The 24,816-nt window shown below is 70.7% G+C and carries 20 protein-coding genes; 10 read left to right on the forward strand and 10 right to left on the reverse strand.

Annotation, left to right across the window (positions count from 1 at the left end; translation table 11 throughout):
- Positions 1 to 13: 13 nt before the first annotated feature.
- Both ACQEWB_RS00790 and ACQEWB_RS00795 read right to left on the reverse strand, forming a co-directional pair.
- Positions 14 to 2,410: a M4 family metallopeptidase gene (locus tag ACQEWB_RS00790; protein WP_432825895.1), complete on the reverse strand. Its 2,397-nt coding sequence runs from the start codon at positions 2,408 to 2,410 to the stop codon at positions 14 to 16.
- A 186-nt stretch (positions 2,411 to 2,596) separates the two neighbouring features.
- Positions 2,597 to 4,405 (reverse strand): prolyl oligopeptidase family serine peptidase, encoded by a 1,809-nt coding sequence (locus ACQEWB_RS00795; RefSeq protein ID WP_432825897.1) that lies wholly within the window; start codon positions 4,403 to 4,405, stop codon positions 2,597 to 2,599.
- 242 nt (positions 4,406 to 4,647) lie between these two features.
- On the opposite strand from ACQEWB_RS00795, the gene ACQEWB_RS00800 reads away from it, so the two are divergent.
- Positions 4,648 to 5,220 carry a GNAT family N-acetyltransferase gene (locus ACQEWB_RS00800; protein WP_432825899.1) on the forward strand — a complete coding sequence of 191 codons (573 nt, stop codon included), beginning with the start codon at positions 4,648 to 4,650 and terminating at the stop codon, positions 5,218 to 5,220.
- Positions 5,221 to 5,571: 351 nt separating this feature from the next.
- Positions 5,572 to 6,531 (forward strand): MHYT domain-containing protein, encoded by a 960-nt coding sequence (locus ACQEWB_RS00805; protein ID WP_432825901.1) that lies wholly within the window; start codon positions 5,572 to 5,574, stop codon positions 6,529 to 6,531.
- A gap of 67 nt (positions 6,532 to 6,598) precedes the next feature.
- Here the strand turns inward: ACQEWB_RS00805 and ACQEWB_RS00810 are convergent, their stop codons facing one another.
- The 4 genes from ACQEWB_RS00810 to ACQEWB_RS00825 form a co-directional block, all read right to left on the reverse strand.
- Entirely contained in the window at positions 6,599 to 6,889 is a 291-nt protein-coding gene (locus tag ACQEWB_RS00810; RefSeq protein ID WP_432825903.1) for a hypothetical protein, read from the reverse strand.
- On the reverse strand, positions 6,850 to 7,314 hold the full coding sequence (locus tag ACQEWB_RS00815; RefSeq protein WP_432825905.1) for a zf-HC2 domain-containing protein: 465 nt from the start codon (positions 7,312 to 7,314) through the stop codon (positions 6,850 to 6,852). Before ACQEWB_RS00815 ends, ACQEWB_RS00810 begins: the two co-directional genes overlap by 40 nt.
- Positions 7,311 to 7,883, reverse strand: coding sequence for a sigma-70 family RNA polymerase sigma factor (locus ACQEWB_RS00820; protein ID WP_432825907.1), 573 nt, complete (start codon positions 7,881 to 7,883; stop codon positions 7,311 to 7,313). Before ACQEWB_RS00820 ends, ACQEWB_RS00815 begins: the two co-directional genes overlap by 4 nt.
- A gap of 103 nt (positions 7,884 to 7,986) precedes the next feature.
- Entirely contained in the window at positions 7,987 to 8,673 is a 687-nt protein-coding gene (locus ACQEWB_RS00825; protein WP_432825909.1) for a DUF1996 domain-containing protein, read from the reverse strand.
- Between the two features lie 682 nt (positions 8,674 to 9,355).
- On the opposite strand from ACQEWB_RS00825, the gene ACQEWB_RS00830 reads away from it, so the two are divergent.
- From ACQEWB_RS00830 to ACQEWB_RS00845, 4 genes are all read left to right on the forward strand, one after another.
- Positions 9,356 to 10,258, forward strand: a complete 903-nt coding sequence (locus tag ACQEWB_RS00830) for a hypothetical protein (RefSeq protein ID WP_432825911.1) — start codon at positions 9,356 to 9,358, stop codon at positions 10,256 to 10,258.
- A gap of 85 nt (positions 10,259 to 10,343) precedes the next feature.
- Positions 10,344 to 10,895 carry a hypothetical protein gene (locus ACQEWB_RS00835; protein ID WP_432825913.1) on the forward strand — a complete coding sequence of 184 codons (552 nt, stop codon included), beginning with the start codon at positions 10,344 to 10,346 and terminating at the stop codon, positions 10,893 to 10,895.
- Between the two features lies 1 nt (position 10,896).
- A complete protein-coding gene (locus ACQEWB_RS00840; protein WP_432825915.1) occupies positions 10,897 to 12,261 on the forward strand; it encodes a cytochrome P450 in 1,365 nt (454 codons plus the stop codon).
- Between the two features lie 32 nt (positions 12,262 to 12,293).
- Positions 12,294 to 13,052, forward strand: coding sequence for an SDR family NAD(P)-dependent oxidoreductase (locus tag ACQEWB_RS00845; protein WP_432825917.1), 759 nt, complete (start codon positions 12,294 to 12,296; stop codon positions 13,050 to 13,052).
- Positions 13,053 to 13,174: 122 nt separating this feature from the next.
- Here the strand turns inward: ACQEWB_RS00845 and ACQEWB_RS00850 are convergent, their stop codons facing one another.
- Positions 13,175 to 14,035 carry a LuxR C-terminal-related transcriptional regulator gene (locus ACQEWB_RS00850; protein WP_432825919.1) on the reverse strand — a complete coding sequence of 287 codons (861 nt, stop codon included), beginning with the start codon at positions 14,033 to 14,035 and terminating at the stop codon, positions 13,175 to 13,177.
- Positions 14,036 to 14,289: 254 nt separating this feature from the next.
- Here ACQEWB_RS00850 and ACQEWB_RS00855 point away from each other — a divergent pair, with 254 nt between their 5' ends.
- A complete protein-coding gene (locus ACQEWB_RS00855; protein WP_432825921.1) occupies positions 14,290 to 16,797 on the forward strand; it encodes a zinc-binding dehydrogenase in 2,508 nt (835 codons plus the stop codon).
- A 7-nt stretch (positions 16,798 to 16,804) separates the two neighbouring features.
- Here the strand turns inward: ACQEWB_RS00855 and ACQEWB_RS00860 are convergent, their stop codons facing one another.
- The 3 genes from ACQEWB_RS00860 to ACQEWB_RS00870 are packed head-to-tail and all read right to left on the reverse strand — an operon-like array spanning position 16,805 to position 20,999.
- Positions 16,805 to 18,151, reverse strand: a complete 1,347-nt coding sequence (locus tag ACQEWB_RS00860; RefSeq protein ID WP_432825923.1) for a cation:proton antiporter — start codon at positions 18,149 to 18,151, stop codon at positions 16,805 to 16,807.
- Positions 18,152 to 18,204: 53 nt separating this feature from the next.
- Complete coding sequence (locus ACQEWB_RS00865; protein WP_432825925.1) at positions 18,205 to 20,118, reverse strand: NAD(P)/FAD-dependent oxidoreductase; 1,914 nt, start codon at positions 20,116 to 20,118, stop codon at positions 18,205 to 18,207.
- A gap of 17 nt (positions 20,119 to 20,135) precedes the next feature.
- A complete protein-coding gene (locus ACQEWB_RS00870) occupies positions 20,136 to 20,999 on the reverse strand; it encodes a DUF1932 domain-containing protein (RefSeq protein WP_432825927.1) in 864 nt (287 codons plus the stop codon).
- A 214-nt stretch (positions 21,000 to 21,213) separates the two neighbouring features.
- Between ACQEWB_RS00870 and ACQEWB_RS00875 the strand changes: the two genes are divergently transcribed.
- From ACQEWB_RS00875 to ACQEWB_RS00885, 3 genes are all read left to right on the forward strand, one after another.
- Complete coding sequence (locus tag ACQEWB_RS00875; RefSeq protein ID WP_432825929.1) at positions 21,214 to 22,170, forward strand: hypothetical protein; 957 nt, start codon at positions 21,214 to 21,216, stop codon at positions 22,168 to 22,170.
- Positions 22,167 to 23,015 carry an amidohydrolase family protein gene (locus ACQEWB_RS00880; RefSeq protein WP_432825931.1) on the forward strand — a complete coding sequence of 283 codons (849 nt, stop codon included), beginning with the start codon at positions 22,167 to 22,169 and terminating at the stop codon, positions 23,013 to 23,015. The genes ACQEWB_RS00875 and ACQEWB_RS00880 overlap by 4 nt, the downstream gene beginning before the upstream one ends.
- Positions 23,016 to 23,222: 207 nt before the next feature.
- Positions 23,223 to 24,548 (forward strand): lipase family protein, encoded by a 1,326-nt coding sequence (locus ACQEWB_RS00885; RefSeq protein ID WP_432825933.1) that lies wholly within the window; start codon positions 23,223 to 23,225, stop codon positions 24,546 to 24,548.
- The last annotated feature ends 268 nt before the right edge of the window (positions 24,549 to 24,816 follow it).

Genomic DNA, 24,816 nt, shown 5'->3' on the forward strand with positions numbered 1-24,816 from the left:
GTCGTGCGGGTGGTCAGCTGGTCGTCACCGCGGTGTCGTCGATCACGAAGCTGGTCTGGAGCGAGGAGTCCTCGACGCCGGTGAACTTCAGGGCGACCGTGGTCCCCGCGAAGGCCGAGAGGCTGAAGGACTTCGCGACGTAGCCGGAGGCCGCGTTGAGGTTCGAATACGTGGCCAGGGTCGTCGAACCGGCGGTGACCGTCAGCTTGTCGTACTGGGTGCTGGTGGTGGTCTCCGCCGTGTCGATGTGGATGTAGAAGGTGAACGTCGTTCCCGTGCAGCCGCTCGGGATCGTCACCGACTGGGACAGCGTGTCGGTGTGGGTGGAGCCGTAGCCGTCCAGCCACGCCTTGTACGAGCCGGTGCGGGCGGCCTCACTGCTGGAGCTGGTGATGACCCCGCTGGTCGCGGTCCAGGTCGTGTTCCCGGACTCGAAGCCCGCGTTGCCCAGCAGCTGCGTGGAGGTGCAGCTGCCACCACCGCTGGAACTGACGGTCCAGGTGAAGGATGCGGTGCCGGTGGCTCCGGTGCTGTCGGTCACCGTGACGGTGGAGCTGTAGGTGCCCGCTGTGGTCGGCGTACCGGAGATCACGCCGGTCGAGCTGCTGATCGACAGGCCGGTCGGCAGACCGCTGGCGGCGTAGGTCAGGGAGCCGCTGTTGGTGGAACTGGCCGAGATCTGCAGGCTCACCGCGGTACCGACGGTGGACGACTGGCTGCCCGGGTTGGTGACCGTGACTCCGCTGGTCGGCACGGTGATGTGGCTGCCGACGTTGATGCCCGCGAAGGCGTTGCCGACACCGGCGTACTGGGTGGAGCTGGTGCCGTAGAGCGCGGCGGCCGCGTTGAGCGCGGCGGTCCGGGCACCGGCGTATGTGGTGCTCGACGTCATGTACGTCGTCAGCGCCTTGTACCAGATCTGCAGGGCCGCGGCCCTGCCGATGCCGGCGACAGCGACGCCGTCGGAGGTGGTGCTGGTGTAGGTGGTGCCGTTGATGACCTTGGTGCCGCTGCCCTCGGAGAGCAGGTAGAACATGTGGTTCGCCGGACCCGAGGAGTAGTGCACGTCGAGGTTGCCGACACCGGAGTACCAGCTGTCCGCGGAGCCGCCGTCCTTGCTCGGCTTGTCCATGTAGCGCAGCGGGGTGCCGTCGCCATTGATGTCGATCTTCTCGCCGATGAGGTAGTCGCCGACGTCGGAGGAGTTGTTGGCGTAGAACTCCACACCGGTGCCGAAGATGTCCGAGGTGGCCTCGTTGAGGCCGCCGGACTCACCGCTGTACTCCAGGCCCGCCGTGTTCGAGGTGACGCCATGGCTCATCTCGTGGCCGGCCACGTCCAGCGAGGTCAGCGCGTGCGTGCTGCCCGAGCCGTCGCCGTACGTCATGCAGAAGCAGTCGTCGTCCCAGAAGGCGTTGACATACGCCGTGCTGTAGTGGACGCGCGAGTAGGCGGCGACGCCGTCGTTCTTGATGCCGCTGCGGCCGAAGGTGTTCTTGTAGAAGTCCCAGGTCATCTGGGCGCCGTAGGCCGCGTCCGCGCCGGCGGTCTGCGTGTTCGAGCCCGAACCGGTGCCCCAGACGTCGTCGGAGTCCGTCATCAGGGTGCCGGTGCCCGAGGTGCCGTTGTTGAGGCTGTACGTCTTGTGGCCACCGCGCGTGGTGTCGTACAGCTGGTACGTCGAACCCGACAGCGTCGTGTTCAGCGTGACCGTGCCGCTGTACTGGGTGTTGCCCGTGCCGGTCTTGATGGCCTGGTAGCGGTACAGCTCCTTGCCGGTGGAGGCATCGGTGATGACGTGCAGCTGGCTGGGCGTGCCGTCGTCCTGGAGGCCGCCGACCACCGTCTCCCAGGCGAGCTTCGGGGTGCCGCTGCCCGCCCAGATGACCTTGCGGGCACTGTCGGTGCTGGGCCGCACGGCGTCGAGGGCCTTCGCGGCCTTGAGGGCCTTGGTCGCGGCGGCCGCCTTGGTGAAGGTGGCCGTGGTGGAGGCGACCTTGATGGTCTGCTTGGTGTTGAACGTCGTGCTCACCGTACCGGCCGCGAGGGAGGCGGGCGGGGTGTGCACGACGAGGTCGCCGCCGAGGATGGGCAGACCGGCGTACGTCCGCTCGTAACGGGTGTGCAGGGTGCCGTCGTTGTCCTTCACGACGTCCCTGACGACCAGCTTCTCCTTGGCCCCGAGGCCGATGGAGCGGGCGGTCGCGGAGCTCTTCTGCTCCGCGCTCTTGACCAGTGCCTTGTGCTGCGCCGGGGTCAGTTTGGCCTCAAGGCCCCCGGCGCGCAGGGGACTTGGGTGGGGGGCCGCGGGCGTGGCGGTCGCCGGAACCGACTGGATGCCGACGGCGAGGAAGGCTGCGGTGGAGACCAGGGCTCCTACCGCGGTCCGCTTGCGGGGGATGCGTCTCACTCGTTCTCCTACTGCGTTGGCCGCGTGGGGCGGCCGGTGACAGACCGGGCAGACGGGTGTGCTGACCGGGACGAGCCGAAGCTGTGCGGGACCGGCTGTGTTGAGAACGTGGGGGTTTGTGCGGCGGTTGGGGGATGGTGGCAGGTTTGACCAGTCCATGTCACCAGCGTCCGCGGCAATCGAGGGTTATCCCTCTGTGCGTGTGACACCCAAATGGTCCTGCAGAAAACGGACTTGACGCTCCAACAGCTTCTCGGTGACCGCGCTGCCCATCGGCTGATGGCCGACGCCCGGCAGGAACAGAACCTCGTGGGGGCGCCCGGCGGCGTGCAGAGCCTCCGACAGACGGAGGGTGTTGACGGGCGGGACATTGCTGTCGGCGAGGCCGTGCATCAGCAGCAGGGGCCTGGTCAGACGGGGCGCCTCACGGACCAGATCGCAGGCCTCGTACCGCTCCGGATACCGCGCGGGCTGCCCGAGGAACCGCTCGCGCCAGTGCGCGTTGTACAGCCGCTGATCGGTGACCCCCGCCCCGGCCACCGCCACCCGGTAGACGTCCGGCCGGCGCATGACCGCGGCGACCGCGAGCGCCCCGCTGAAGGACCAGCCGCGGATGCCGACACGCTCCGGATCGAGGTCGGGACACAGCCGCACCGCCTCGTGCAACGCGGTGACCTGGTCGTCGAGGGCGAGCCCGAAGAGATCGCCGTGGACCTCGCGCTCCCAGTCCGGCCCACGCCCGGGTGTGCCGCGTCCGTCGGCGGCCAGCACCGCGAAACCCTGCTCGGCGAACCACTGCGACAGCAGCTCCCGCCAGCCGAGCTCGGCCGTGACCCGCTGGTGGGACGCTCCGCCGTAGGGGTCGGCCAGCACGGGCAGGCGTCCGCGGCCGGGGCGGTACCAGGACGGGAGGTGCAGCCGGGCACGCAGGCGGCGGGGGCCGAGGACGAGGCGGGTCATGTGCAGGTCGAGGACGGGCTGTTCGACGTACGAGGTGATGGGGACGGGGCGTTGACCTCCCCTGCATACCTCAGCTCGTCCCCCGGGCCGGTCGGCACCACGGGCGACTCGGAGGAGGGTGCCACCACGTCGTACGCCCGAGTGCAGCGCCCGGGCGGAGGTCAGCTGTCGGAGGCCGCGCACCGGATCGTGGCTCCACAGCTGCGTCTCGGTGGGCTCGCCGGAGGCCGTGAAGAGCACTTGGTCGCCGTCCGTGCCCAGTACCGCCCGGAGTTGGAGTCCTTGTGGTGTGACCGGTACGCCGTCCACGGTGAGGTGACGGGTGCCGTTACGGTCGGTGTGCGAGAGGAGGGTGCCGGACGCGGTGCGGGCGGGGAGTCCCGGAACGAGGTGGACCCAGCGGTCGTCGGTCTGCTCCTCCAGGATCTCTGTCCGGCCGTCGACGGGGTCGATCGCGAGGAAGCGAACGGTGCGCTGGTCGCGGGTCTGCACGACGGCGTAGGGGCCGTGGGAGTCCCAGCCGGCGCCGACGACGTACTCGAACGCGTTCCGGTCCCAACGCGCCTGCGTGAGTGAGCCGTTGAGCTCCGCGACCCAGAGCGTGGTGTCGTGATTGGGGCAACCGACCGCCGAGAAGGGCGGCTTGGGGTCTTCCCCGTCGATCGCCGGCCAAGGTGGGACCGCCGTGGAGTCGGTGCGGGCGACGAGCAGACGGGTGCCGTCCGGGGACCACCAGTGGCCACGCGCGCCGTCGGGCGAAGTGGCGACGGTGTGCTTGGCCGCTCCGAACTCGACCTGGGGGCTGTCCGGTTGGGCCAGCGCGACGTCGGCTCCGCCGTCCGCCCTCGTGACGCGCAGGGCGCGCTGGGCGGCATAGGAGATGCGATGGCCGGTGGGGTCGGGGCGTGGGTCGGAGACCGGGCCCGGCACAGGCAGGCGTTGCGGTGCTGTCCGACCTGGGCGGACCGCCCACAGCTCGCCGTCCAGGGCGAAGGTGATCAGGCCGGCGGTGCGGTCGGTGGCGTACGACTCCATGCCGGATCGACGGTTCCCGAGCAGCCGTAATGGATCCGCCAGGAGGTGCTCCTCGCCGGCGACGAGGTCCAGTGCCCAGAGGCAGGCGCTCGGATCGTCACCGGCGCGGGAGCGTAAGTACAGGACGGTGCCGCACGCACGGCACCTACCACCGACCGTCTGCCCACGGAGATCGTGCAGGTGATCGACACTCCGGAGGCCACGCACCTCCGCTACCGGGTCCGGCGTGCCATCGTGGCGTCATGACCATTGAAGTTCGTCCGGCTTCGGTCTTCGAGGACGTCCGTGCCGTGATCGGCCCCAAGTCGCCGGGGGCCACCGTCTGCTGGTGCCTGAGTCATCGGATCCCGTCGAAGCTCGACAAGGAGCTGCGCGGGCCCGCCCGCGGGGAGTACGTCGCCGGGTTGTGCCGTGCGGAACCTGCTCCGGGGGTGCTCGCCTACGACGGTGCCGAGCCGGTCGGCTGGGCGGCGGTGGCGCCGCGCGCCGACACGACGTATGCACGCAGCCGCACGATTCCGCACCTCGACGACCTGCCGGTCTGGTCGCTGTGGTGCCTCCGGGTACGTCCCGGCCACCGGGGTCAGGGCATCTCGCACGCCCTCATCGCAGGTGCCGTGGACTTCGCCCGTGCGCAGGGGGCTCCGGCCCTCGAGGCGTATCCGCTCGACAGCGGGGCGGGTGCGGTCGACACGACGATGGCGTACGCCGGGATCCGGAAGAACTTCGAGCAGGCGGGGTTCGCGCTTGCCACCGAGACCAAGTCGGTGCTGGCTGGTCACCCCCGCGTGCTGATGCGGCTTGAGCTGCGCTGAGGCGCCGCAGGGTCAGCCGTCGCCGGGGGACGCGTTCTCGGACGGCGATGGACCGGATGCGGACCGGCACGCACCCCACGGATCCGGCCACGGCGCGAACGTCCGACGAGAAGGCGGGCCAGCAGGTGGCCGGTGCGATGCGGTGGCTGCCGGTGCGGAGGAGGGTGGGTATGACGACGTCGGGGCACTGTCCCGCATCGACCGATCATGGCCGGAACTAGCCGCCGCGCGACCAGAGTGAACCGTTGATAGTTGAGAATTAGTCAGTTACCCACGGTAATCCCTTGATTTTACGTGTGCCTCACCCGTAAACCTTGCTCCACAATCTGCCATGGCTCTGGGGGAGTTGGCATGCAAGGCACGGTTGACGGGTTCCGCTATGGCGCGGTGACCCCGGTGGCGGCCTATCTCATGGCCTGCCTGGGAGGGGCGCTGGGACTGCGCTGCATCGTCCGGTCCCTGCTCAACGAACAGTCCTGGAAGCCCGGTTGGCTCGCGCTCGGCGCCGCCTCGATCGGCTGCGGGATCTGGACGATGCACTTCATCGCGATGCTCGGCTTCCAGGTCGAGCAGACCGGCATCCGCTACGACGCCGGCCTCACCCTGCTCAGCCTGGCGGTGTCGATCGTCGTGGTCGGCATCGGCGTGTTCATCGTCGGATACCGGGGCGCGGGCCGCGGCACGCTGGCCGTCGCGGGCACCGTCACCGGCCTCGGTGTCGCCGCGATGCACTACCTGGGCATGGCCGCGATGGAGCTGAACGGCGACATCGAGTACAACACCGCAACGGTCCTCCTGTCGGTGGCGATCGCGATCATCGCCGCGACCGCCGCGCTCTGGGCGGCCGTCACCGTCCGCGGCTTCGTGACCAGCCTCGGCGCCAGCCTGGTGATGGGCGTCGCGGTGTCCGGCATGCACTACACCGCGATGGCCGCCGTCAGCGTCCATGTGCACGGCAAGGGCAACAGCACCTGGGCGGGCGACTCACCGACCTCCCTGCTGCTCCCCATGCTGCTCGGTCCGGCGGTCTTCCTGCTGCTGGCCGGCGTGGTCGTCATGTTCGACCCGCTGCTGGTGCTGGGCGACGGCGAGTGGAACCAGGCCGCGGCGTCCCGGCGAGCCGGCACGGCCAAGGAGACACGGGAGACCGCGCCGCTCTCCGGCGAGCCCTTCTTCGACGGCCCCGCGAGGACCGCACGGTCACGGCAGAACGCGTACGCTCCCGCCCCGCCCGCACAGTCCCCGCAGGCTCCGTACGGCACCCCGCAGTCGGCACCCCGCTGGGCCCCGCCACGCTCGCGCGAGCGCTGAGCCGGGGCGGGGCCGTACAACGCCGTACAACTCGGTGCCGCCCAGGAGGCGCCGAGCGGACAGCGGCTCAGACCTTCAGGGAGACGTACTCCTTGCCCCTGCCGTTCTCCACGACGATCCGGGATACGTCGTCGACGGGGATGTCCGCCGAGCCGTCGAGGTTGGCGCCCTTGTCCTCGTCCGCGACGACCCAGCTGCCCGCGATCTCCCGGTGGCCGTCCCTGCTCACCACGATCAGGCGGCAGTGCTCGCCCACCGGGATGCCTGCCACCGAGGCGTTGACCCTGACCCAGGAGGCGGCCGGGGTCACCCGTACCGTCATCCGGCTGCCGGTCGCGGTGCTGGTGCCCGAGGCCACCTTCGTTCCGGCGGGGGCAGGGTGGCGGGTGCCGAGACCGAGCTCTGTGCGGGGTCCGCGACCTCGGTGCCGGTGCCGCCCATGCTCTTTCCGATCAGCACCCCGCAGCCGAGGACGGTTGCCGCCGCGACCGCGGCCGCCGCGGCCAGCAGGGCGCCACGCCGACGGATCTCACCCGTACGTTCGTTGCGCACCTGCCGGAGCGTGCGCTGGAGCAGCAGGTCCCCGCCCTCCGGCGGACCGTCGAGAAACGCCTCCGGCGGCACTTCGTCGAGCGCCGTCTCCAACTCCCGCAGTTCGTCCAGCTCTTCACGGCACCTGTCGCACGAGGCCACATGCTCGTCGACGGTCCGTACCTCCCGCTCGTCGAGCGTGCCGAGGACGTAGGCGCCGAGCAGTGCGCTGTCGTGTTCCTTGATGCTCATGCCGCCACCTCCTTCAACGCGACGAGCTTCGCTGCCGTGGGTCGGTCCCTGTACAGGTCCCGCAACTGCTTCAGGGCATAGTGCGATCGGGACTTCACGGTACCCGGAGGTATTCCGAGGGCCTCGGCCGCCTCGGCGACGCTGCGTCCCTGGAAATAGAGCTCGTTGAGCACGTCCCGGTGGTCCGGGGAGAGCCGGTCGAGAGCCTCCATCACGAGCATCGAGTCCACCACGCCCTCCGCGTGGTCCCGCTCCACCGCGGCGGTGTTCACCGACTCGGCGACCTCGGTGGGCCGCGAAGCCCTGGCCCGGTACCGGTCGGTGATGATGTTCCGGGCCACGGTGAGCAGCCAACCTCGCACCGAGCCCTTGCCGTTGAGCAGCGACTCCTGGTTCTTCCAGGCGCGGATCAGGGTCTCCTGGACCACGTCCTCGGCGGCGGCGTGATCGTTGGTGAGCCGCAGGGCGTAGGCGATGAGAGCTCTGCCGTGTTCCTCGTACAGGGACCGGATGAGCACCTCGTCGCTCGTTCTCTGCTTGTCCCGCGCGCGGGACCACAGCGCCGCCATCCGCTTCCTCCCGTCCTCTTCTGGGCCGACGCGTGGTACACGGACGGCAGCCGGGGCCGGTTCGATCAGGTCGGGTTTTTCCTCGCCGGGTGCCCGGCCCGGGTCAGGCCGCGTGACACCGGCGGCCGGCGTTGAGGCAGCCGACCAGCGCGGACATCTGACGACTCGTCATGACGTTGATGAACATGGCGTGGTCGGTGCTCGGGTCGCGCTTCTCCTCCGGGAAGGAGTCCACCGCGTACCGGACTCCGCGCGGCACGGAGTAGGTGAGGGTGATGCGCAACTGCGGAACGGCGAAGGTGGCGTGCGGGCAGACGCCGTCGGCCGACGGGAACACGACGTGGGTGCGGTGGCCGGGGCTGTCGGTGGACAGACCGTCCCAGCAGCTGGGGAAGTCCAGGGTGCGGGTCGGCCCGCTGCCCGCGGGACACAACGCGTACTTGGTGGTGAAGCGGTCCCGGTGGCCGGAACAGCCCCACTGGGCGCGGACGTTGGCGCCGCCGGTGTAGAGGGCGACAGGGTCGCCGGTGATCAGACGCAGGAACCGGGGCATGGCGACGACCTTGCTCACCGGGTTGCCGCGGAACTCGATCACGACCGAGGACGGCGTCAGGATCTGGCCCATGTTGTCGTCCAGGCCGCCGCCGACCGCGTGTTGGTCGGCGCCCATCCGATCCAGCCTGCGCAGCACGGGCCAGTAGTACGTGGAGCGGTCGCCGCCCACACAGGTGGTGCGGGCCGCGGCCAGTTCGGCGTTGCTGGACATGGCGTTGGTCGACACGTTGCCCACGTAGTCGTGGATGTGATGGGCCGAGCCCGTGACGCCCGGGACACCACGAGGTTGTCGGCGTTGCGGTGGGCGTCGAGGTTGCGTCCGCAGTCCTCGGTGTAGTCGCCGGTGGAGGCGTCCGGTCCGAGCGCGGGCGGTACGGCCCGTGGGACCGCGCCGATGCCGACGTAGCGGTCGGCGGCGGGTGCGGCCATCGCCACGGCCACGGCGGGTCGGCCGGTGATGATGAAACCGGCGCCCAGGACGGCCAAGACGCCGACCACCGCGGGGACGAGGATGCGGAGGAGACGGGCTCTGAGTCCGAAAAGTCGGGTCCACACACGAGCAGAGTGACAGGGTTGTCCAGACCAATCAAGTTCACCCTTGAACCATGGCGGAATCTGCTCCTCGATTCGCCCTGGCGGTGCCCCGTGTTGAACGGCCGGTCAGCCGGTGAACCTCACTCCCTTGATCCGCAGGGCAGTTACCGGACTCGGCGGCGGGAGCGGACAGAGCCGAGTGGCCGGTGTCGGCCGGGCCGATCGGCCACCCTTCGCCGACTGCGAGTGAAACGAAAGACCGCAAAGGCGCACCGCCGGGGCTGACGGGAAACGTGGTGGGGATGTTCGTGGCGATCCCGCACCGGCCTCTCCCCAGACCACCGTCGACCGGCAGCATCGCCTGCGCGAGCGGAGCGGCAGTCATGACCTCAGCAGGGCTCGCAACAACAGCACTCACCTCCGAACGGGTCGACAGGGCCGTGGCACTCGCCGCCTGGCAGGCCCTGTCCGCCCAGCACGACAACGGCTCGTGGGTCTCGGACCCGGATCCCCGGATCACCGAGACCGCGCTGGCGGCTCTCGCCCTCACCGGCGCGGCACACCCCGACGCCCGGGCGGCGACGGCCGCCGCCCTCGGCTGGCTGCGCGGTGCCGCACCCCAGCGACACCACCCCGCCGCGCTGGCGGTCGAGACCGCGCTGCGGTCCTTGGCCCTGGGCGGGGAGGGCCGTATCGATCTGCGCCATCCTTCCTTCGCCCAGCCGGCGCTTGCCAGCAGGGCTCGCCTGCTGGAGACGGTCGCACTGCACGCGCGCCGGGAGACCGCGGGCGGCGACGCGATCCGGCTGCGGGCGTCGTTGCGTGCCGGCTGGTCGCGCGCCGACCGCCTCAAACGCTGGACCCGGGTGGAACTCTGGTCCGCGCACGCCCTGGTGGAGGCCCACTTCGCCGACCGGGAACGGGCCCGGGAGGCGGCCCGCCGCATCGCCGGGGAGCAGTCAGCCGCCGGTGACTTCTTCGGCAATCCCGTCAGCACCGGGCTGGCCCTGCTGGCCCTGCGGGCGGGCGATCCCGAGGGCACGGCGGCCCGGCGCTGCACCGAGTACCTGCTGAGCAGTCAACTGCCCGACGGCACCTGGCGCTTCACCTCCAGCGACGTCTGGGACACGACGCTGATGACCCGCGTCTTCCGGGGGAACCGGTCTTCGACCGCCATGCCCTGCCACGAGCGGTGGCCTTCCTCGTCGAGGCGCAGAATCCCGACGGCGGCTGGCCGTTCCGCTCCCGGCTGGAGTCCGACAACGACACCACCAGCGCGGCCCTGATCGCGCTGCGGAACGCGGCCGTCCCCGCGAAGACGCTCACCGGCGGCCTGGACCACCTGGCCGGACAGCGACTGGGCGACGGACTGTGGCGTACCTGGCAGTCCGCCGGGACCCGCCCGTCGAGGACGTGGTCGCCCACGTGGTCACCGCCCTCGACCTGCACTCCGGCACACATCTCATCGCCCGGGACGAGGCCCGCGGCTGGCTGGAGGAGAGGTTTCGCCGCCAGGGCCGCTGGCACGCCGGCTGGTACCACGGCCTGCCTTATGCGACCGCCGAGGTGCTGGCGGCGCTCGCAGCGCGGGGCGACGGTCCGCACGACGCCGCCGTGGCCCTGGCCGAGACCCAGAACCCGGACGGCGGCTGGCCGGCCGAGCGGGGCGAGGCCAGTTCCCCGGCGGCGACCGGTCTGGCACTGGCCGCCCTGGAGAGCGGCGGCGTGCTGGACCGGGAACGCTGGGCGGCCGGACTCGATCACCTGACCGCCGCTCAACGGCCTGACGGCACCTGGCCCGGACAGCCCCTGATGTACGGCCCCCGGCCGTTGCTCACCCACTACCAGACCCACACCCAGGCGTTCGCCGCGATGGGCCTCTTCGCCGGCCGGCGCCACCTCAGCACCCATGGAGGTCTCTGAGATGGGCATCGCGTTCCGGACGGTCCCGCCCGCCGTACCCCTTGCCGGCGGCCACCGCCCGCTGACCGGCCACGGCCGACGGCTCAACACCGACGCGCTCGCCTTCATGCGGGAGTTGCGCGGCTACGGCCCCATGGTGCGGATCTCCATCGGCCCGCGCCCGGTCTACGTGGTCAACTCCCCCGACCTCATCCGCGAGGTGCTCGCCACCCAGGCCCGCGGATTCGACAAGGGAGCGATGTTCGACACCCTGCGGGGACCGCTCGGCGACGGGCTCACCACCTCCGCCGCGGACTTCCACCGCCGCCAGCGCCGGCTGATCCAGCCCGGCTTCCACCACGAACGCATCGAGCGCTACACGGACATCATGTCCGAGCGGTCCGCTCTGCGGGCCGCCGCCTGGCGGGCCGACGCGGTGTTCGACATGGTGCCGGAGATCAACCGGCTCACCATGGACATCCTGCTGCGCACCCTGTTCGCCACCGATCCCGGCCCCGAACTGCACGCCGCCGTCAAGGAATGGCTCTCCGTCAAGTACCGCTCGATGCGGCTGGCCCTCTCACCGCTCCAGGCCTGGGCGGAACGCGTCCCCCTGCTTCCGCGCTGGCGCCCGCCGGACGGTGGCCCCCTGGACCGGCTGCGCGCCGCCCAGCAGCGGATCATCGACGCCTACCGGGCGGACGGCGGCGACCGGGGCGATCTGCTGTCGATGCTGCTGCTGGCGGACGGTCCGGACGGTGCGATGACCGACGGCCAGGTGGCGGACGAGCTGATCACCCTCTTCCTCAGCGGCACCGGCACGATCAGCGCCGCCATGGCCTACGCGGTGCACGAGATCTCCCTGCGTCCCGACATACAGGCCCGGCTGCACGAGGAGGTGGACACCGTCCTGGGCGAACGGCCGCCCAGTTTCAAGGACCTGCGCTCACTGCCGTACACCCGGCAGATCCTCACCGAGACGCTGCGCCTGCACCCGGTGTCCTGGCTCTCCATGCGCCGCACGATCCAACCGCTCGCCCTCGGTGGCGCCCAACTGCCCACCGGCACCGACGTGTTCTTCTCCCCCTACGCCCTCCACCGGGACGCCGGCCTGTACGAGGACCCCGACCGCTTCGCCCCCGAGCGCTGGTCCGGCAGCGCCGCCAAGCCCGCCCGCGGCACCTATCTGCCCTTCGGAGCGGGCAACCGGCTCTGCGTCGGCGAGGAGTTCGCCTGGGCCGAACTCACCATCGCCCTGGCCTGCTTCGCCGGCCGCTGGCAGTGGGCACCGGCCCCAGGGCAACCCGTGCGGACCCTAGTCGGCACCGTGATCCGCCCGGAGCGGGTCCCCGTGACACTCACCGCGCGCCGGACCGGCCGGCCATGAACCCGGCTCGCGTACAGGAAGGACCGAAGGACATGACGGACGACTTCCCGCTCCGTGACCGGGTCTCCATGGTGACGGGGGCGGCCTCGGGCATCGGGGCGGCCTGCGCCCGGCTGCTCGCCGCCCGGGGCGCACCGGTGCTGGTCACCGATCTCGACGAGGAGGGGGCCGCCGAGGTCGCCGCGGAGATCACCGCCGCGGGTGGGCGGGCACGGGCACGGAGGCTGGACGTCACCGACCCCGGGGCGATGGAGAAGGCGGTCTCCGAGGCGACGGATCTCGGCGGCGAGCTGCGGATCGCCGTCAACAGCGCCGGGATCAACGGCCCGTTGAAGCCCCTCGGCGCGTACCCCGTCACGGACTTCGACAACGTCATCGGGGTCAACCTGCACGGGGTCTTCCACGCCCTGCGCCACCAACTCCCGGCCATGGTCGCCGCCGGTGGCGGTGCGATCGTCAACCTGGCGTCGATCGCCGCGCATTCGGGATTCCGCGACCACGGGGCGTACGCCGCCGCCAAGCAGGGGGTGCTCGCGCTGACCCGTACCGCGGCACGGGAGTACGGCGGTTCGGGCATCCGGGTGCTCTCCGTCTCGCCGGGACTGGTGGACACCCCGCTGGTGGCGGCCCTCCCCCCAGGTGCGACGGACGGCCTGCTCGACGCCGTACCGCTGCGCAGACCTGCCCAGCCGGAGGAGGTCGCCCGGCTGATCGGCTTCCTGGTCTCCGACGATGCCGCCTATCTCACCGGCGGTGATCACGTCATCGACGGGGGCTATCTGGCCAAGTGAGACGGCGACGAGCGGCCACGGCGGGAACGGCAGCGGATATGGACAGGTGGTGCGAGGTGAGGGTCGTACGAAAAGAACCGACGTGCGGGGCCGGCGGGTGGGGCCGACCCCGTCCGGTGGGATCAGGCGCCTCGCCGCCGGCTGCCCGGCTCCGGGACCTCCGTGCTCGCGCCGGTGAGTCCCGCGTCGTGCGCGATGAGGGCGGCGCGCACCCGGTTGCCGCACTCGAGCTTGGTGAGCAGACGGCTGATGTGCGCCTTGACGCCTCCCTCGCTCAGATGCAGGGCCCGCCCGATCTCCACGTTCGCCATGCCCTGCGCGACGAGCGCCAGCACCTCCCGTTCCCGCCGGGTCAGGCCGCCGATCAGCTCGCGGGCGAGCTCGATGCGGTCGGTGTCGATCTCCGCCACCCGTTCCAGCACCCGCTTGGCGACCTCGGGGCCCAGCACCGCTCCCCCGGCGGCCGCCACCCGCACCGCGCCCACGATGTCCTGCGGGTCGCCGCTCTTGAGCAGACACCCCGCCACCCCGGCCCGCAGGACCCGGTCGAGCTGGCTGCCCTCCGGGGACGGGGCCAGGACCACGACGGCGGTCATGGGCGCCAGCCGGCGCAGCACGCCGATCACCCGCGCTCCCTGGGTGCCGGCCATCGCGCCGTCGATGAGCAGCACCGCCGGCCGGTCGCGCGAGACCAGTGCGACGACCGCGCCGGGGTCCTGGGCCTCGCCCACGACGCGGATTCCCTCGGCGCGTTCCAGCATCGCCCTGATACCGCCCCGTACCAGGATCTCGTGATCGGCTATGCCGACCGTGATCGCCTCGTCGCGCTGCGTTCCGGAGCCGTGGGGTGCGGCGGCGACGGAGGTGGCCTTACGCCCCTCGCCCGGGTGTGCGTCGGACCGGATGTTGTTCCTGGCACCGGTCGTCGTTGGGGGCCGGACCTGACCGAAGGGTCGCTCGGTCCGCAGCGGGGGATGTGCCATGCCGACTCCTCTGGCAAACATGCGGTTCGGCGGGCGGGTGTACCGGCGCCGGTGCCGGACGCTCGCGCGCGGAAGAGAAGGAACTGCTGTGCCATGTGCGGGCCAGGAGCGTGCGCCGTGCCCATGGACCTGCCATGGGCACGGACGAATCAGTCCACAGGTTCGAGTGAGTTTGCGCACCCGGTCGAATTCGGCCCGGACCTTTGCCTGCGCGCCGAGGCGGGACGCCGACTCCTCAGCCAGGGAGACCTCGGATGAGCACCGGGACAGTGCCCCGGGCGGGCGCCGCCGTCGGCCATCCGCCGCAGGAGATCCTCGGCATCGCGGACAACTGCTCCACCGCCATGGGCAACATGCCGCGTCTCGACGCCTGGGTGCGCGAACTCGATCTGCCCGTCGACCGGGCTCTCGTACCGCTGATGTGTCTCCAGGCCGTGTTCTTCGCCCCCTGGCTGCCCGCCGCGCACTGTTACCAGCTCTCCCAACTCACCATGTGGCTCATGGCGTTGGACAATGTGCTGGACGATCCCGGCGCGGCCCCCGAGCGGCTCGCCGCCCGGATCGACGACTGGCGTCGGATCGTCGAGGGCGGTCCCGCCGCCCCGGACGACCCGATGGCCCTCGCCCTGGCGGAGATCAGCACGAACCTGCACCGCGCCGGGCGCTCCGACCTGCAGGCGTTCTGGCAGGACAGCATGCAGGAGACCCTCACCGGCATGTGGCTCGAAAGGGAGGCCGCGGAGGCGGCCGGCCGCGGTGAACTCCCGCGGCTCGACACCTACTTGCTCTACGCCTCCTGGTCCATCGGCGTGGAGCAGCAACTGGCGGCGCTGTGGGCGCTGATGGACGAGCCCGACCTGTCCCGGCGGCTCCCCGTCCTGCGCGGTGCGCTGCGGCACGCCGCCAAGGCCGTGCGCCTCGTGAACGACCTGCGCGGCCACCGGCGCGAGCAGGCCGAGGGACAGGTCGACGCCCTGGCCATCGGCCTCAGCGAGGAGCAGGCGCGCCGCGCCGCCGCCGAGAGCTTCGAGGACTGCCGCGTCGAACTGGCCCCGCTCACCGCGACCGGGTACGGCCCGGCCGTGGCCCTGGAACGAGTGCTGCTCTGGCACACCCGCATGTACGAACACTTCGACCCGGTCCGTCCGCGCCATGACGCCACCGAGTCGACCGACGTGGAGAAACCCACAGTCAGGAGAACCCGAGAGATGACTTCCGTGGAACGGATCCTGGAGATCGTCGCCGCCAACGGCGAATGCGACAACGCCACCCTGGAAGGGGTCTACGACCGGCTGGAGCCGGTCGACGCCGACTTCCTCAAGGGAACGTGGAAGGGCGGCTGGTTCGAGCGGGGCACGGAGAACGCCGGCCTGATGGAGCAGATGCGGTGGTACGGCAAGCGCTTCGTGAGCGAGGAGCACGTGGAGCCCCTGCTGTGCACCCGCGAGGACGGAACCGTCTACTCCTTCGAGGAGATGGGGCTCGCGACGATCCGTCAGGTCGTCTTCCACGGCCGTCAGTCGGCGGCGATGGTCTACGACCAGCTGCCGATCGTCGACCACTTCCGCCGGCTCACCGACGACGTGATGCTCGGGATCATGGACAAGAAGGGGGAACCGGTGGACTTCTACTTCCACCTCACCCGGGTCCCCGACCCCACCGACAGCATGACCAGGGCCACCGCGGCGGTGCTGCGCTCCGCCGACGGCGACTACACGCTGGAGGAGGTCGGGCTCACCGAACCCGGGCCCGGCGAACTGCGGGTGCGGATCGCCGGTACGGGGCTGTGCCACACGGAGGGGATGGCCCGCGGCGAGATGTACGCGGCGGTGCGGCCGATGGTGCTCGGCCACGAGGGCGCCGGCGTGGTTGAAGCCGTCGGCGCCGGGGTGGCGGGCATCAGGCCCGGCGACCACGTGGTGCTCTCCTTCGACTCCTGCGGCGAGTGCGCCAACTGCCGTGCGGCGCATCCGACCTGCTGCGACACCTTCACCCCGCGCAACCTGGTCGGGGTCCGTCCGGACGGGTCGACGACGCTCCGGGACAGCGAGGGGAAGCAGATCGCCGGCCGCTGGTTCGGCCAGTCCTCCCTGGCCACCCACGCCATCGCGACGGCACGCAACGTGGTGGTCGTGGACTCGTCCCTGCCCCTGGAGAAGCTCGGGCCGCTCGGCTGCGGCGTCCAGACCGGTGCGGGCGCGGTGCTGCGCTCCCTGCGGGTCCAGGCGGGGTCGAGCATCGTGGTCCTGGGCGTCGGCTCCGTCGGCCTGTCCGCCGTGATGGCCGCCCGGGTGGCCGGCGCGACCCGGATCGTCGCGGTCGACCTCAACGACCAACGGCTGTCCCTGGCCCGCGAGTTCGGCGCCACCGACACCTTGCGCGGCGATGTGCCGGACCTCACCGAGCAGATCCGGAAGGCGGCCGGCGGTGGCGTCCAGTACGGCCTCGACACGACGGGTGTCCCGGCGGTCGTCTCCGCCGGGATCGCCGCCCTGCGGACCACCGGAACCATGGGGCTGGTCGCCGTGCTGAACGGCACGCTGGAGATCGACACCCTGACGCTGGGCACCGGCAAGACCCTCACCGGCATCGTCGCGGGCGACTCGGTGCCGCAGGACTTCATTCCTGAGCTGATCGCCCTGTGGCAGCAGGGCCGCTTCCCGTTCGACCGGCTGATCGAGACCTATCCACTGAGCAAGATCAACGAAGCCGAACGGGACATGCTGGCGGGCCGGGTCATCAAGCCCGTCCTCGTCCCGTAGAAACGGCTCACCGTGCCGAAGTCGAAGCCGCGGCGGGCTCGACCGGGTGGGACCCGGGCTCCCGTCGCGGCTTCGCGCGGTGCCCGAGGACGCTCAGGAGCGGGCTCGTGATCAGCGTCGTGATGACGGCCATCAGCACCAGGACGGTGAACAGGCGCTCGTGGATGATGCCCGAGGCCAGGCCGAGGTTGAGGGCTATGAGTTCGGTCAGGCCACGCGTGTTCAGCAGGACGGCCACGGTCGCGCTCGGCTGCCGGGGCAGGCCACCGAGGCGGGCGCCGAGGTACCCGCCGCCGAGCTTGCCCGCGCAGGCGACGGCGCAGACGACCACGAGGAGGACGTAGTCGCCGAGGCGCAGCGATCCGACGTCGAGGGCGAGACCGGTGGTGACGAAGAACAGCGGGAGGAGCAGGGTCTCGACCGCGTGGATGGAGGCCGTCAGGAAGGGGACGGGGGTGCGATCGGACCTGGGATCGGACTTCGGATCGGCGCTCGGATCCGGGCGCTCCCGCAGGTGCGGCATGGCGGCACCCGCGAGCAGACCGCCGAAGACAGCGTGCAGCCCGAGGGCGGTGGTCGCCGCCGCCGACCCCGCGGCGAGGGCGAACGCGACGGGCAGCTGGTACGGCGCTGTCCCGGGGTTGCGCATCCAGCGGCGCAGCAGCGGCCTGACGACACCGAGCAGCGCCACGGCGAGCGCGAGCAGCAGGAGGAGGTGCAGGCCCACCTGCTGTATCCCGTCCCGCCGCCCGCCCGTGGTTCGGGCGCCGAGCGTGATCGCCGCGAGGGTGAGCCAGGCCACCGCGTCCATCAGGCCCGAGGCGGCCAGCGCCACCGTGCCCGTGCGGGTGCCGTCGAGCTCGCGGTCCCGGACGATCGCGGCGAGCACCGGCAGCGCGGTGATGGAGACGGCCACCGCGATGAAGAGTACGAACGTGCCGCTGCCGGCCCCCGGTTCACCGGCGGCGCCCAACGAGGCACGCCCCAGCACGGCCAGGGCGGCGCCCAGGCCCATCGGCACCACGAGGGCGCCGACGGAGACCGCGGCCACGGTTCGGCCGGCCGCCTGGCGGCGGTGGGCGGTCAGTTCGTGTCCGACGGAGAACATGAAGACCGTCACGGCGACCTGCCCGAGCATGCCCAGGTACGGCAGGACGTGCGCCGGGAACAGCCGCGCGGTCGGATCCCCGGGCAGCCGGCCCAGGAGGCTGGGGCCGAGCGCGATCCCGGCGAGGATCTGTCCGATCACCGGAGGCTGCCGCAGTGCCCGCGCCCCCGCGCCGAACAGCGCGCAGGTGAACGCGGCCACGGCGAGCGCGGCGAGGACCGCGGCGGTCGTCGAGTCGTCGAGCATCGTGGACCTGTCTCCTTGGGTGATCGACTGCCGTACTCGGGCAGGTCAGGCTGTCATGAGGGGGTCGTGGCGGTGGGCGGGAGCTGCTCGGCGGGCACCTCCGCCTCTGCTGTGCCGGTGCCGTCCGCCGGGGCCGTGACCGGGCGACCGCCCGAGAGGCGGTGGCGGGCCTTGCGTACCGCCGTGTCCGCCGCGTCCAGCAGGTAGCCGTAGACGAAGATGCCGATGACCCCGTGGGTGCGCAGATTGAGAACCCAGGTCAGGCGGGTGTTGACGCTCATCGGGAGCCGGTGCGCCAAGGGGCGTCGGGCTGAAGGCCGGCGTATCGCCGTGGGGGCGATCTGGTCGAGCGGCGAGATGTCCACGACGTCCGTCGCGCGGGTCGTGAACGCGCGCCACAGGCGCGGCAGCGGACGCGCGATGGAGATCTGGCAGTGGAAGCCGGGGACCTCGCTGTCGTGGTCCAGCCGCCAGCGCGCCCGTTCGGCGATCTTCCGTTGCAGGTGGGACTGGACCCGTTGCACGGTCTCGGGCGGCAGCCAGGCCCATGGCTGGGACCTGCTGTAGAACAGGCGTTTGCTCAGTCGGCGGCGCAATCGCCGTTCCCGCGTGCCCTCGCGCTTCGTCTCGCCGTCGGTGCGCACGAGCCAGCTGGCGAAGTCGGAGCGCGCGGTTCCGGTGGACCAGAGCACGACCAGGTCCAGCAGATGGGTGAGCAGGAAGTAGCGCGGGTCCTGGATGGCGTGCGTGAACTTGTCGCGCAGCATGTTGCGGATCATCAGCCAGTCCTGCCGCGCGTTGCGGTTGATCCGGTCGATGTACGCGCGCTCCAGCGTGCCGCCGTGCACGTGCGACTCGATGACGTTGGTGAGGTGCCACAGCTGCTGGCAGGAGAGGCCGATGCCCTGGCTGTAGTAGGCGTCGATGATCGAGGAGGAGTCCCCGACCATGCCGTAGCCGTCGGGGTGCACGAACGTGTCGGTCATGTACTGGGTGTTGCGGTACATCCGGAACTCCAGCAGCCGCTCCTCGGTCAGCACGTCGCGCAGCACCGGATAGCGGTCGATGAGACCGAAGAACTGCTCACGGGGCGTGGCGCCGGGCAGCGGGATCCGCTGGTCGAAGATCACGCCGACGCTGATGCGGTCCTTGGACAGGCGGATGACCCAGATCCAGTAGCCCTCGCCCCACAGGTGGACGGTGTACTTGTCGCGGGGGGTCGAGCCGCCGTTCGGGTCCTTGTACTCCCAGACCGGCGCGAACTGCTCGTCGGTGATGTCGTTGAACTGGCCCCAGATCGAGGTGGTCTGGAACCCGTCCTGCGCGATGATCTCCTTCTCGATCGCGTGGCCGAACTTGCGCGCGAGCATCCGGTTGCGCCCGGAGCAGTCCACGATCCAGTCGGCGACCACCTCTCCGTCCGTCGAGGCGGTGCGGTCGGCCCAGCGGACGGTGTTGGGGGCGTCGGGCTCGACGTGCACGTCCACGACCCGTGCGCTGTCGAGGAAGCGGATGTGCGGGTGGGCGCGCACCGTGGCGCGGATCTCGTCCTCGGCCTCCGGGCGCACGATCTGCTGGTCCACCGCCAGGCAGCGGAACCAGAGTTTGTCCTCGGCGCTCTTGAAGAGGTAGTGGTCCCGGTGGTCCTCCGACGACTGGGTGAGGGTGTGCTCGCTGAGCGGCGCGATGCTCCACTCGCTGCGTGGGGCGAAGGTCTCGGCGCCCTCCATGCCCTCGGTGAACCAGACCCCGAGTTTGACGAAGCACTCCTCGTCGAGGAACTTGTCGAGCCGGCCGATGGTGCGCGGCAGGGCCGTGGACACCAGGAACGACTCCCCGACCTTGAAGCTGCGCTTCTGGTTGACGATGTCGTCGATCAGCACGACGTCGATGCCCCGTTGGGCCAGCGAGAGGGCGGTGAACATGCCGATCAGCCCGGCCCCGACGACCACGGCTTCCGCGCGCACGGACTCCTCCGCCGCGCTCACAGCCGGCCGCCCAGCAGGTCGAGGGCGCGCCGGGTGTCCCCGTCGAACGCGTCTCGGGCCGGGAACCAGCGCTCCAGCACCCGCACCGCGGCATCGGCGACGTCGCAGGGGAGACCCTCCTCGCGCAAGGCCTCGGCGCATTCCGTGAGTTCGGGCCCCCATCGCCACGCGCGTGACGCGACGCTGGGCAGCATTTCGTCCTCGAGTACTTCGGTCAAAGGCGAACGGGTTATCAACGAGGCCTCCCCGATGAGCGGTTCGATGACGCCGTGGGCGTCCGCGTATGCGTATGCGATGCCTGCCAGCACGTAGGCGACCTTCTGATACGTGGCGTAGGACGTCTTGAGGGCCGAGGCGGCGCCGAGTTGGCCGCCGGTGTCCAGCGCCCGAATTCCGGTTCCGTCGAAAAGCGAGACGATCCGCGCTACGTCGTCCTTGTCGCCGGCGAGATGCAGGCGGACGCCCGGAGCGTCCTGGGGACAGGGTCCGATGACGCAGCCGTCGACGACTCGGATGTCCGTCGCCGAGAGCTTTCCGGCCAGCTCGAGCAGCACCGCGCGGGTGGTGCCGTTGGCGTCGAGGAAAAGTCCCCGGAATCCGGTCCCGGCGACCGCGGCGGCGACCTGCGGCGCGTGGTGCGGTGGGCAGATCGAGACGATCACGTCGCTGTGCGCGGCGAGTTGCGCCAGGTCGTCCACCGCCTCCAGGCCGAACTCCGCGGCCCGCCGCGCGGTCGCGGCGCTTCGGTCCGCCGGGCACCACAGCACCCGGTGACCCGCGCGGGCCAGTGCGCCGCCGAACCCGGCGCCCATCCGGCCGGGGTGCAGCAGGCCGACGGTCGCGGTATTGGCATGGCTCATCCGTGCCCTCCTCATGGCCCGAAGTCCGTTGCAGCTACGAGTACCTGGCAGGAAAACAGATGTCGAGAAATCGAATCCTTCGGATACTCGGCGGCTTGCGCGGACCGGAGATTCGGCTACAGATTCGCGGGACTCCGCGCTGTGCCGAACACCGCCGCTAGCCTCGGATCGCGCTACTGGAATCACTTCGGGTTCAGATTCAGAAAGGGAAAACATGTCGAGCGACTTCGGATCCGCCATAACCCGCGGCGCATCACGGGCCCGCCGGTACCTGAGGGAAAACGGCCTGCCTTACAGCGACGAGATCGAACTCGAGCCCTCCGGAGAGGAGTTCGCGGACGGCGGTCATTACGGCGTCGAGATCCCGGTCGTCAACAGCTTCAAGGTGCTCGACGCGACGCTCCGCCTGCTGCAGGCCGAGGACCTGCCGGTCACCCGCTTCAACGAGACGCTGGGCGCGATGCTGTTGTCCGACGCCGAGGTCAAGGACATGCTCGACCTGTGCCGTGACAACGGCGTCGGCATGGTGTTCGCGCTCGGCCCGCGCCCGGAGTACGACCGTAAAGCGGCCTTCTACCGCGGCGGGTTCGGCGCCTCCCAGGGCCGGCGCATCAACAACAACGACGCGATCGCGCAGAGCGTCGAGGAGGCGTACCGGCTGACCGAGCTGGGCTGCCGCGGCCTGATCTCGTACGACCTCGGCGTCATCCGCCTGCTGTCGGACATGCGCGCGGCCGGCGAACTGCCCGCCGACCTCATGCTCAAGGCGTCCTCGCACTGCATCGTGTCGAACCCGATGACCTCGCGGATCTACGCCGAGAACGGCGCGGACAGCGTCACCACCACCCACGACCTCGGGCTCGGGGTGCTCCAGGAGATCCGCAGGGGCTCCCCGCAGCTGACCATCGACCTGCCGACGGACGTCTACGGCAGCAAGGGCGGCTTCATCCGCTTCTACGAGGTGCCCGAACTGGTGCAGATCTGCGCGCCGATGATGCTGAAGATCGGGGCGAGCGCCCAGTCCCACCCGCACGACCCGGTCAACGAGAACACCATCCGTCAGCGTGTCCAGCGGGTCGCGCTCTGCCTGGACTACCTCAACAAGTCGGGCATCGAGGCCAAGTACATCAGCGACCTGTCACCGCACCGCTGCGTGCCCGCGCAGGTATGAGACTGGTCGACGCGCAGGTCCACATCTGGGGTGCCGACACCCCGGCCCGGCCGTGGCCGCCGGGTGGCGCGGCGACCGCCCACCGATCAGGACCGGTCACAGTGGACGAGACCCTCGCGGTGCTGGACGCCGCGGGGGTGCGGCGCGCGGTTCTCGTGCCGCCGTCCTGGGAGGGCGACCGCAACGATCTGGCATGGGCGGCCGCGGCCCGGTATCCCGACCGGCTGGCGGTGATGGGCCGTATCCCACTGGCCTCCGCCGCGGACGCGGAGCCGCTGGCCCGCTGGCGGGACCGGCCGGGCAGCCTGGGCGTCCGGCTGACACTGCATCGCGACCCTTGGCGGTCCTTGTTCCGGGCCGGCGAACTGGACTGGTTCTGGGCCGCGGCGAACGCCGCCGCGCTGCCGGTCATGGTCTACGCACCCGGCATGAGCGCCGCCCTGGGCGAGGTCGCCCGGCGCTTCCCGGACCTGCGCCTGATCGTCGACCACCTGGCCGTGCCGGTGGATGCCAAGTCCCCCGAGGCGTTCGCACACCTCACGGATCTGCTCGCGCTGGCGCGGCATCCACGGGTCGCCGTCAAGGCCACGGCAGTCCCCTGCCATTCGCGGCTGCCGTTTCCGTTCCTCGACCTGCACGAGCCCTTGGAGCGCGTGTTCGACGCCTTCGGTCCGCGCCGGATGCTGTGGGGCAGCGACTGGACCCGACTGCCGTGCCCTTACCGCGAGAACGTGGAGCTGTTCACCGACGCCCTGTCGTTCCTCGGCGCGGACGACCTCCGGTGGATCATGGGAGACGCGGCCCTGGACTGGCTGGACTGGCCGAGCGATCCGTCAGCAACCTGACCGCGACTACGGCTCCAGCACTCCAGTTAGACAATCTGTCAAATTACCGAACCGTAACCTACGCGGTGCTACCACGAGTAACCTACTCGTGCGTAGGGTTTTGGCGAACCACTTCACTGCGGCAAGAGCCGGCCCGTGGGACGGCCGCGCTCCCGTGCCGCAATCACCCCTGCACCTCTCTGCCGGCCGCTTCACAGGAGGTTCGCCATGCCCGCACGCAGACGAATACTGGCCGCGGCAGTCACTGCCGCCGCCTGCCTCGGCGCCCAGGCCCTCACGGACACCGCCGCCACGGCGTCGGACGAGGTGGTCTCCCGGGGCGTCACCATCCCCGCCTTCTACAACCCGCCCACCGAACTGCCCGCAGCCAACGGCTCCCTCATCCGCACCGAGGCCCTCCCGCTCGCCCTCAGCCTGCCCGGCCTGGACGGGCCGCTCCCCGGCACCGCGACCCGCCTGATGTACAGGTCCACGGATTCGGGCGGTCAGCCGGTGGCCGTCACCGGCGCCTACATCGAGCCGACCGCCGCCTGGAAGGGCAACGGACCGCGCCCCCTGGTCGCGGTGGCCCCGGGCACCATGGGGCAGGGCGACCAGTGCGCCGCGTCCCTGGGACTCGAACACCCGCTGACGTTCAACGGCCAGACCACGTCCGTCGGTTACGAGGACCTGGCGGTCTACCGCCTCCTCGCGAAGGGCATCGCGGTGGTCGTCACGGACTACGTCGGCCTCGGCGCGACCGACCGGCTGCACACGTACGTCAACCGGGTCGACGAGGGCCATGCGGTACTGGACGCGGTCCGCGCCGCCCGCGAGGTCGACGGCGCCTCCGTCACCGCCGCGTCCCCGGTGGGCCTGTTCGGCTACAGCCAGGGTGGTGGAGCAACGGCCTCCGCAGCCGAACTCCAGGCGTCCTACGCCCCCGACGTCACCCTCTCCGGCACCTACGCGGGCGCGCCGCCCGCGGATCTGACCTCGGTCACCAAGGCCATCGACGGCAGCGAACTGGCCGGCGCGCTGGGCTGGTCGCTCAACGGCTTCCTCCAGTCCGACCCCTCGCTCAAGCCCATCGCCGAGGCACACCTCAACGCCGCCGGCAAGGCCGCCCTCAGCGACCTGTCGACCATGTGCGTCGGGGACGCGCTCTTCGGCTACGCATACTCGAAGAGCACCAAGTGGACGACCGACGGCCAGTCCATCAGCGACATCATCGCCGCCACGCCCGCGTTGCAGGCCTTCCTGGACAGCCAGCGCATCGGCACGCTCAAGCCGTCCGGGCCCGTCCGGCTGGCAACGGGCGTCAGCGACAACCTCGTTCCGCACGCCCAGGCGCGGCAGCTCGCCGTCGACTGGTGCCGCAAGGGAGCCGACGTCACGTACAAGCCCGTCGTACTGCCGAGCGTCGGAAGCGCTCTCCTGAACCACTTCGCCCCGCTCCTCACCGACCAGGGCGACGCCATCGCCTGGCTGACCGACCGGCTCGGCGGCAAGGCAGCCACCTCCAACTGCTGGTCCATGCCCCTGCAACCCTGACCGGACGAACGGCCGAAGGGCGGGCGGCGCACCCTGTGCGCCGCCCGCCCTTCGGCATCTCAAGTCATAGGCGTCGACATTCAATGTTTACGCAGTCCATCCATCCTTACCGGCGTGTTTCCACAACATGAGACACAAGTGAATACGGGCGGACCCCAACAGGAAATAGCCGAATTTCCGGACGTTTAGACCGAGCGGTCCAGGCGGATTTGCGCCGGTACGACATCCCCGTGAAACAGGTGACCAGCGTTGACCCGTGGGTAATATG

This window comes from Streptomyces sp. CA-249302 (assembly GCF_050936785.1).
In the GTDB taxonomy this organism is placed as follows: Bacteria; Actinomycetota; Actinomycetes; order Streptomycetales; family Streptomycetaceae; genus Streptomyces.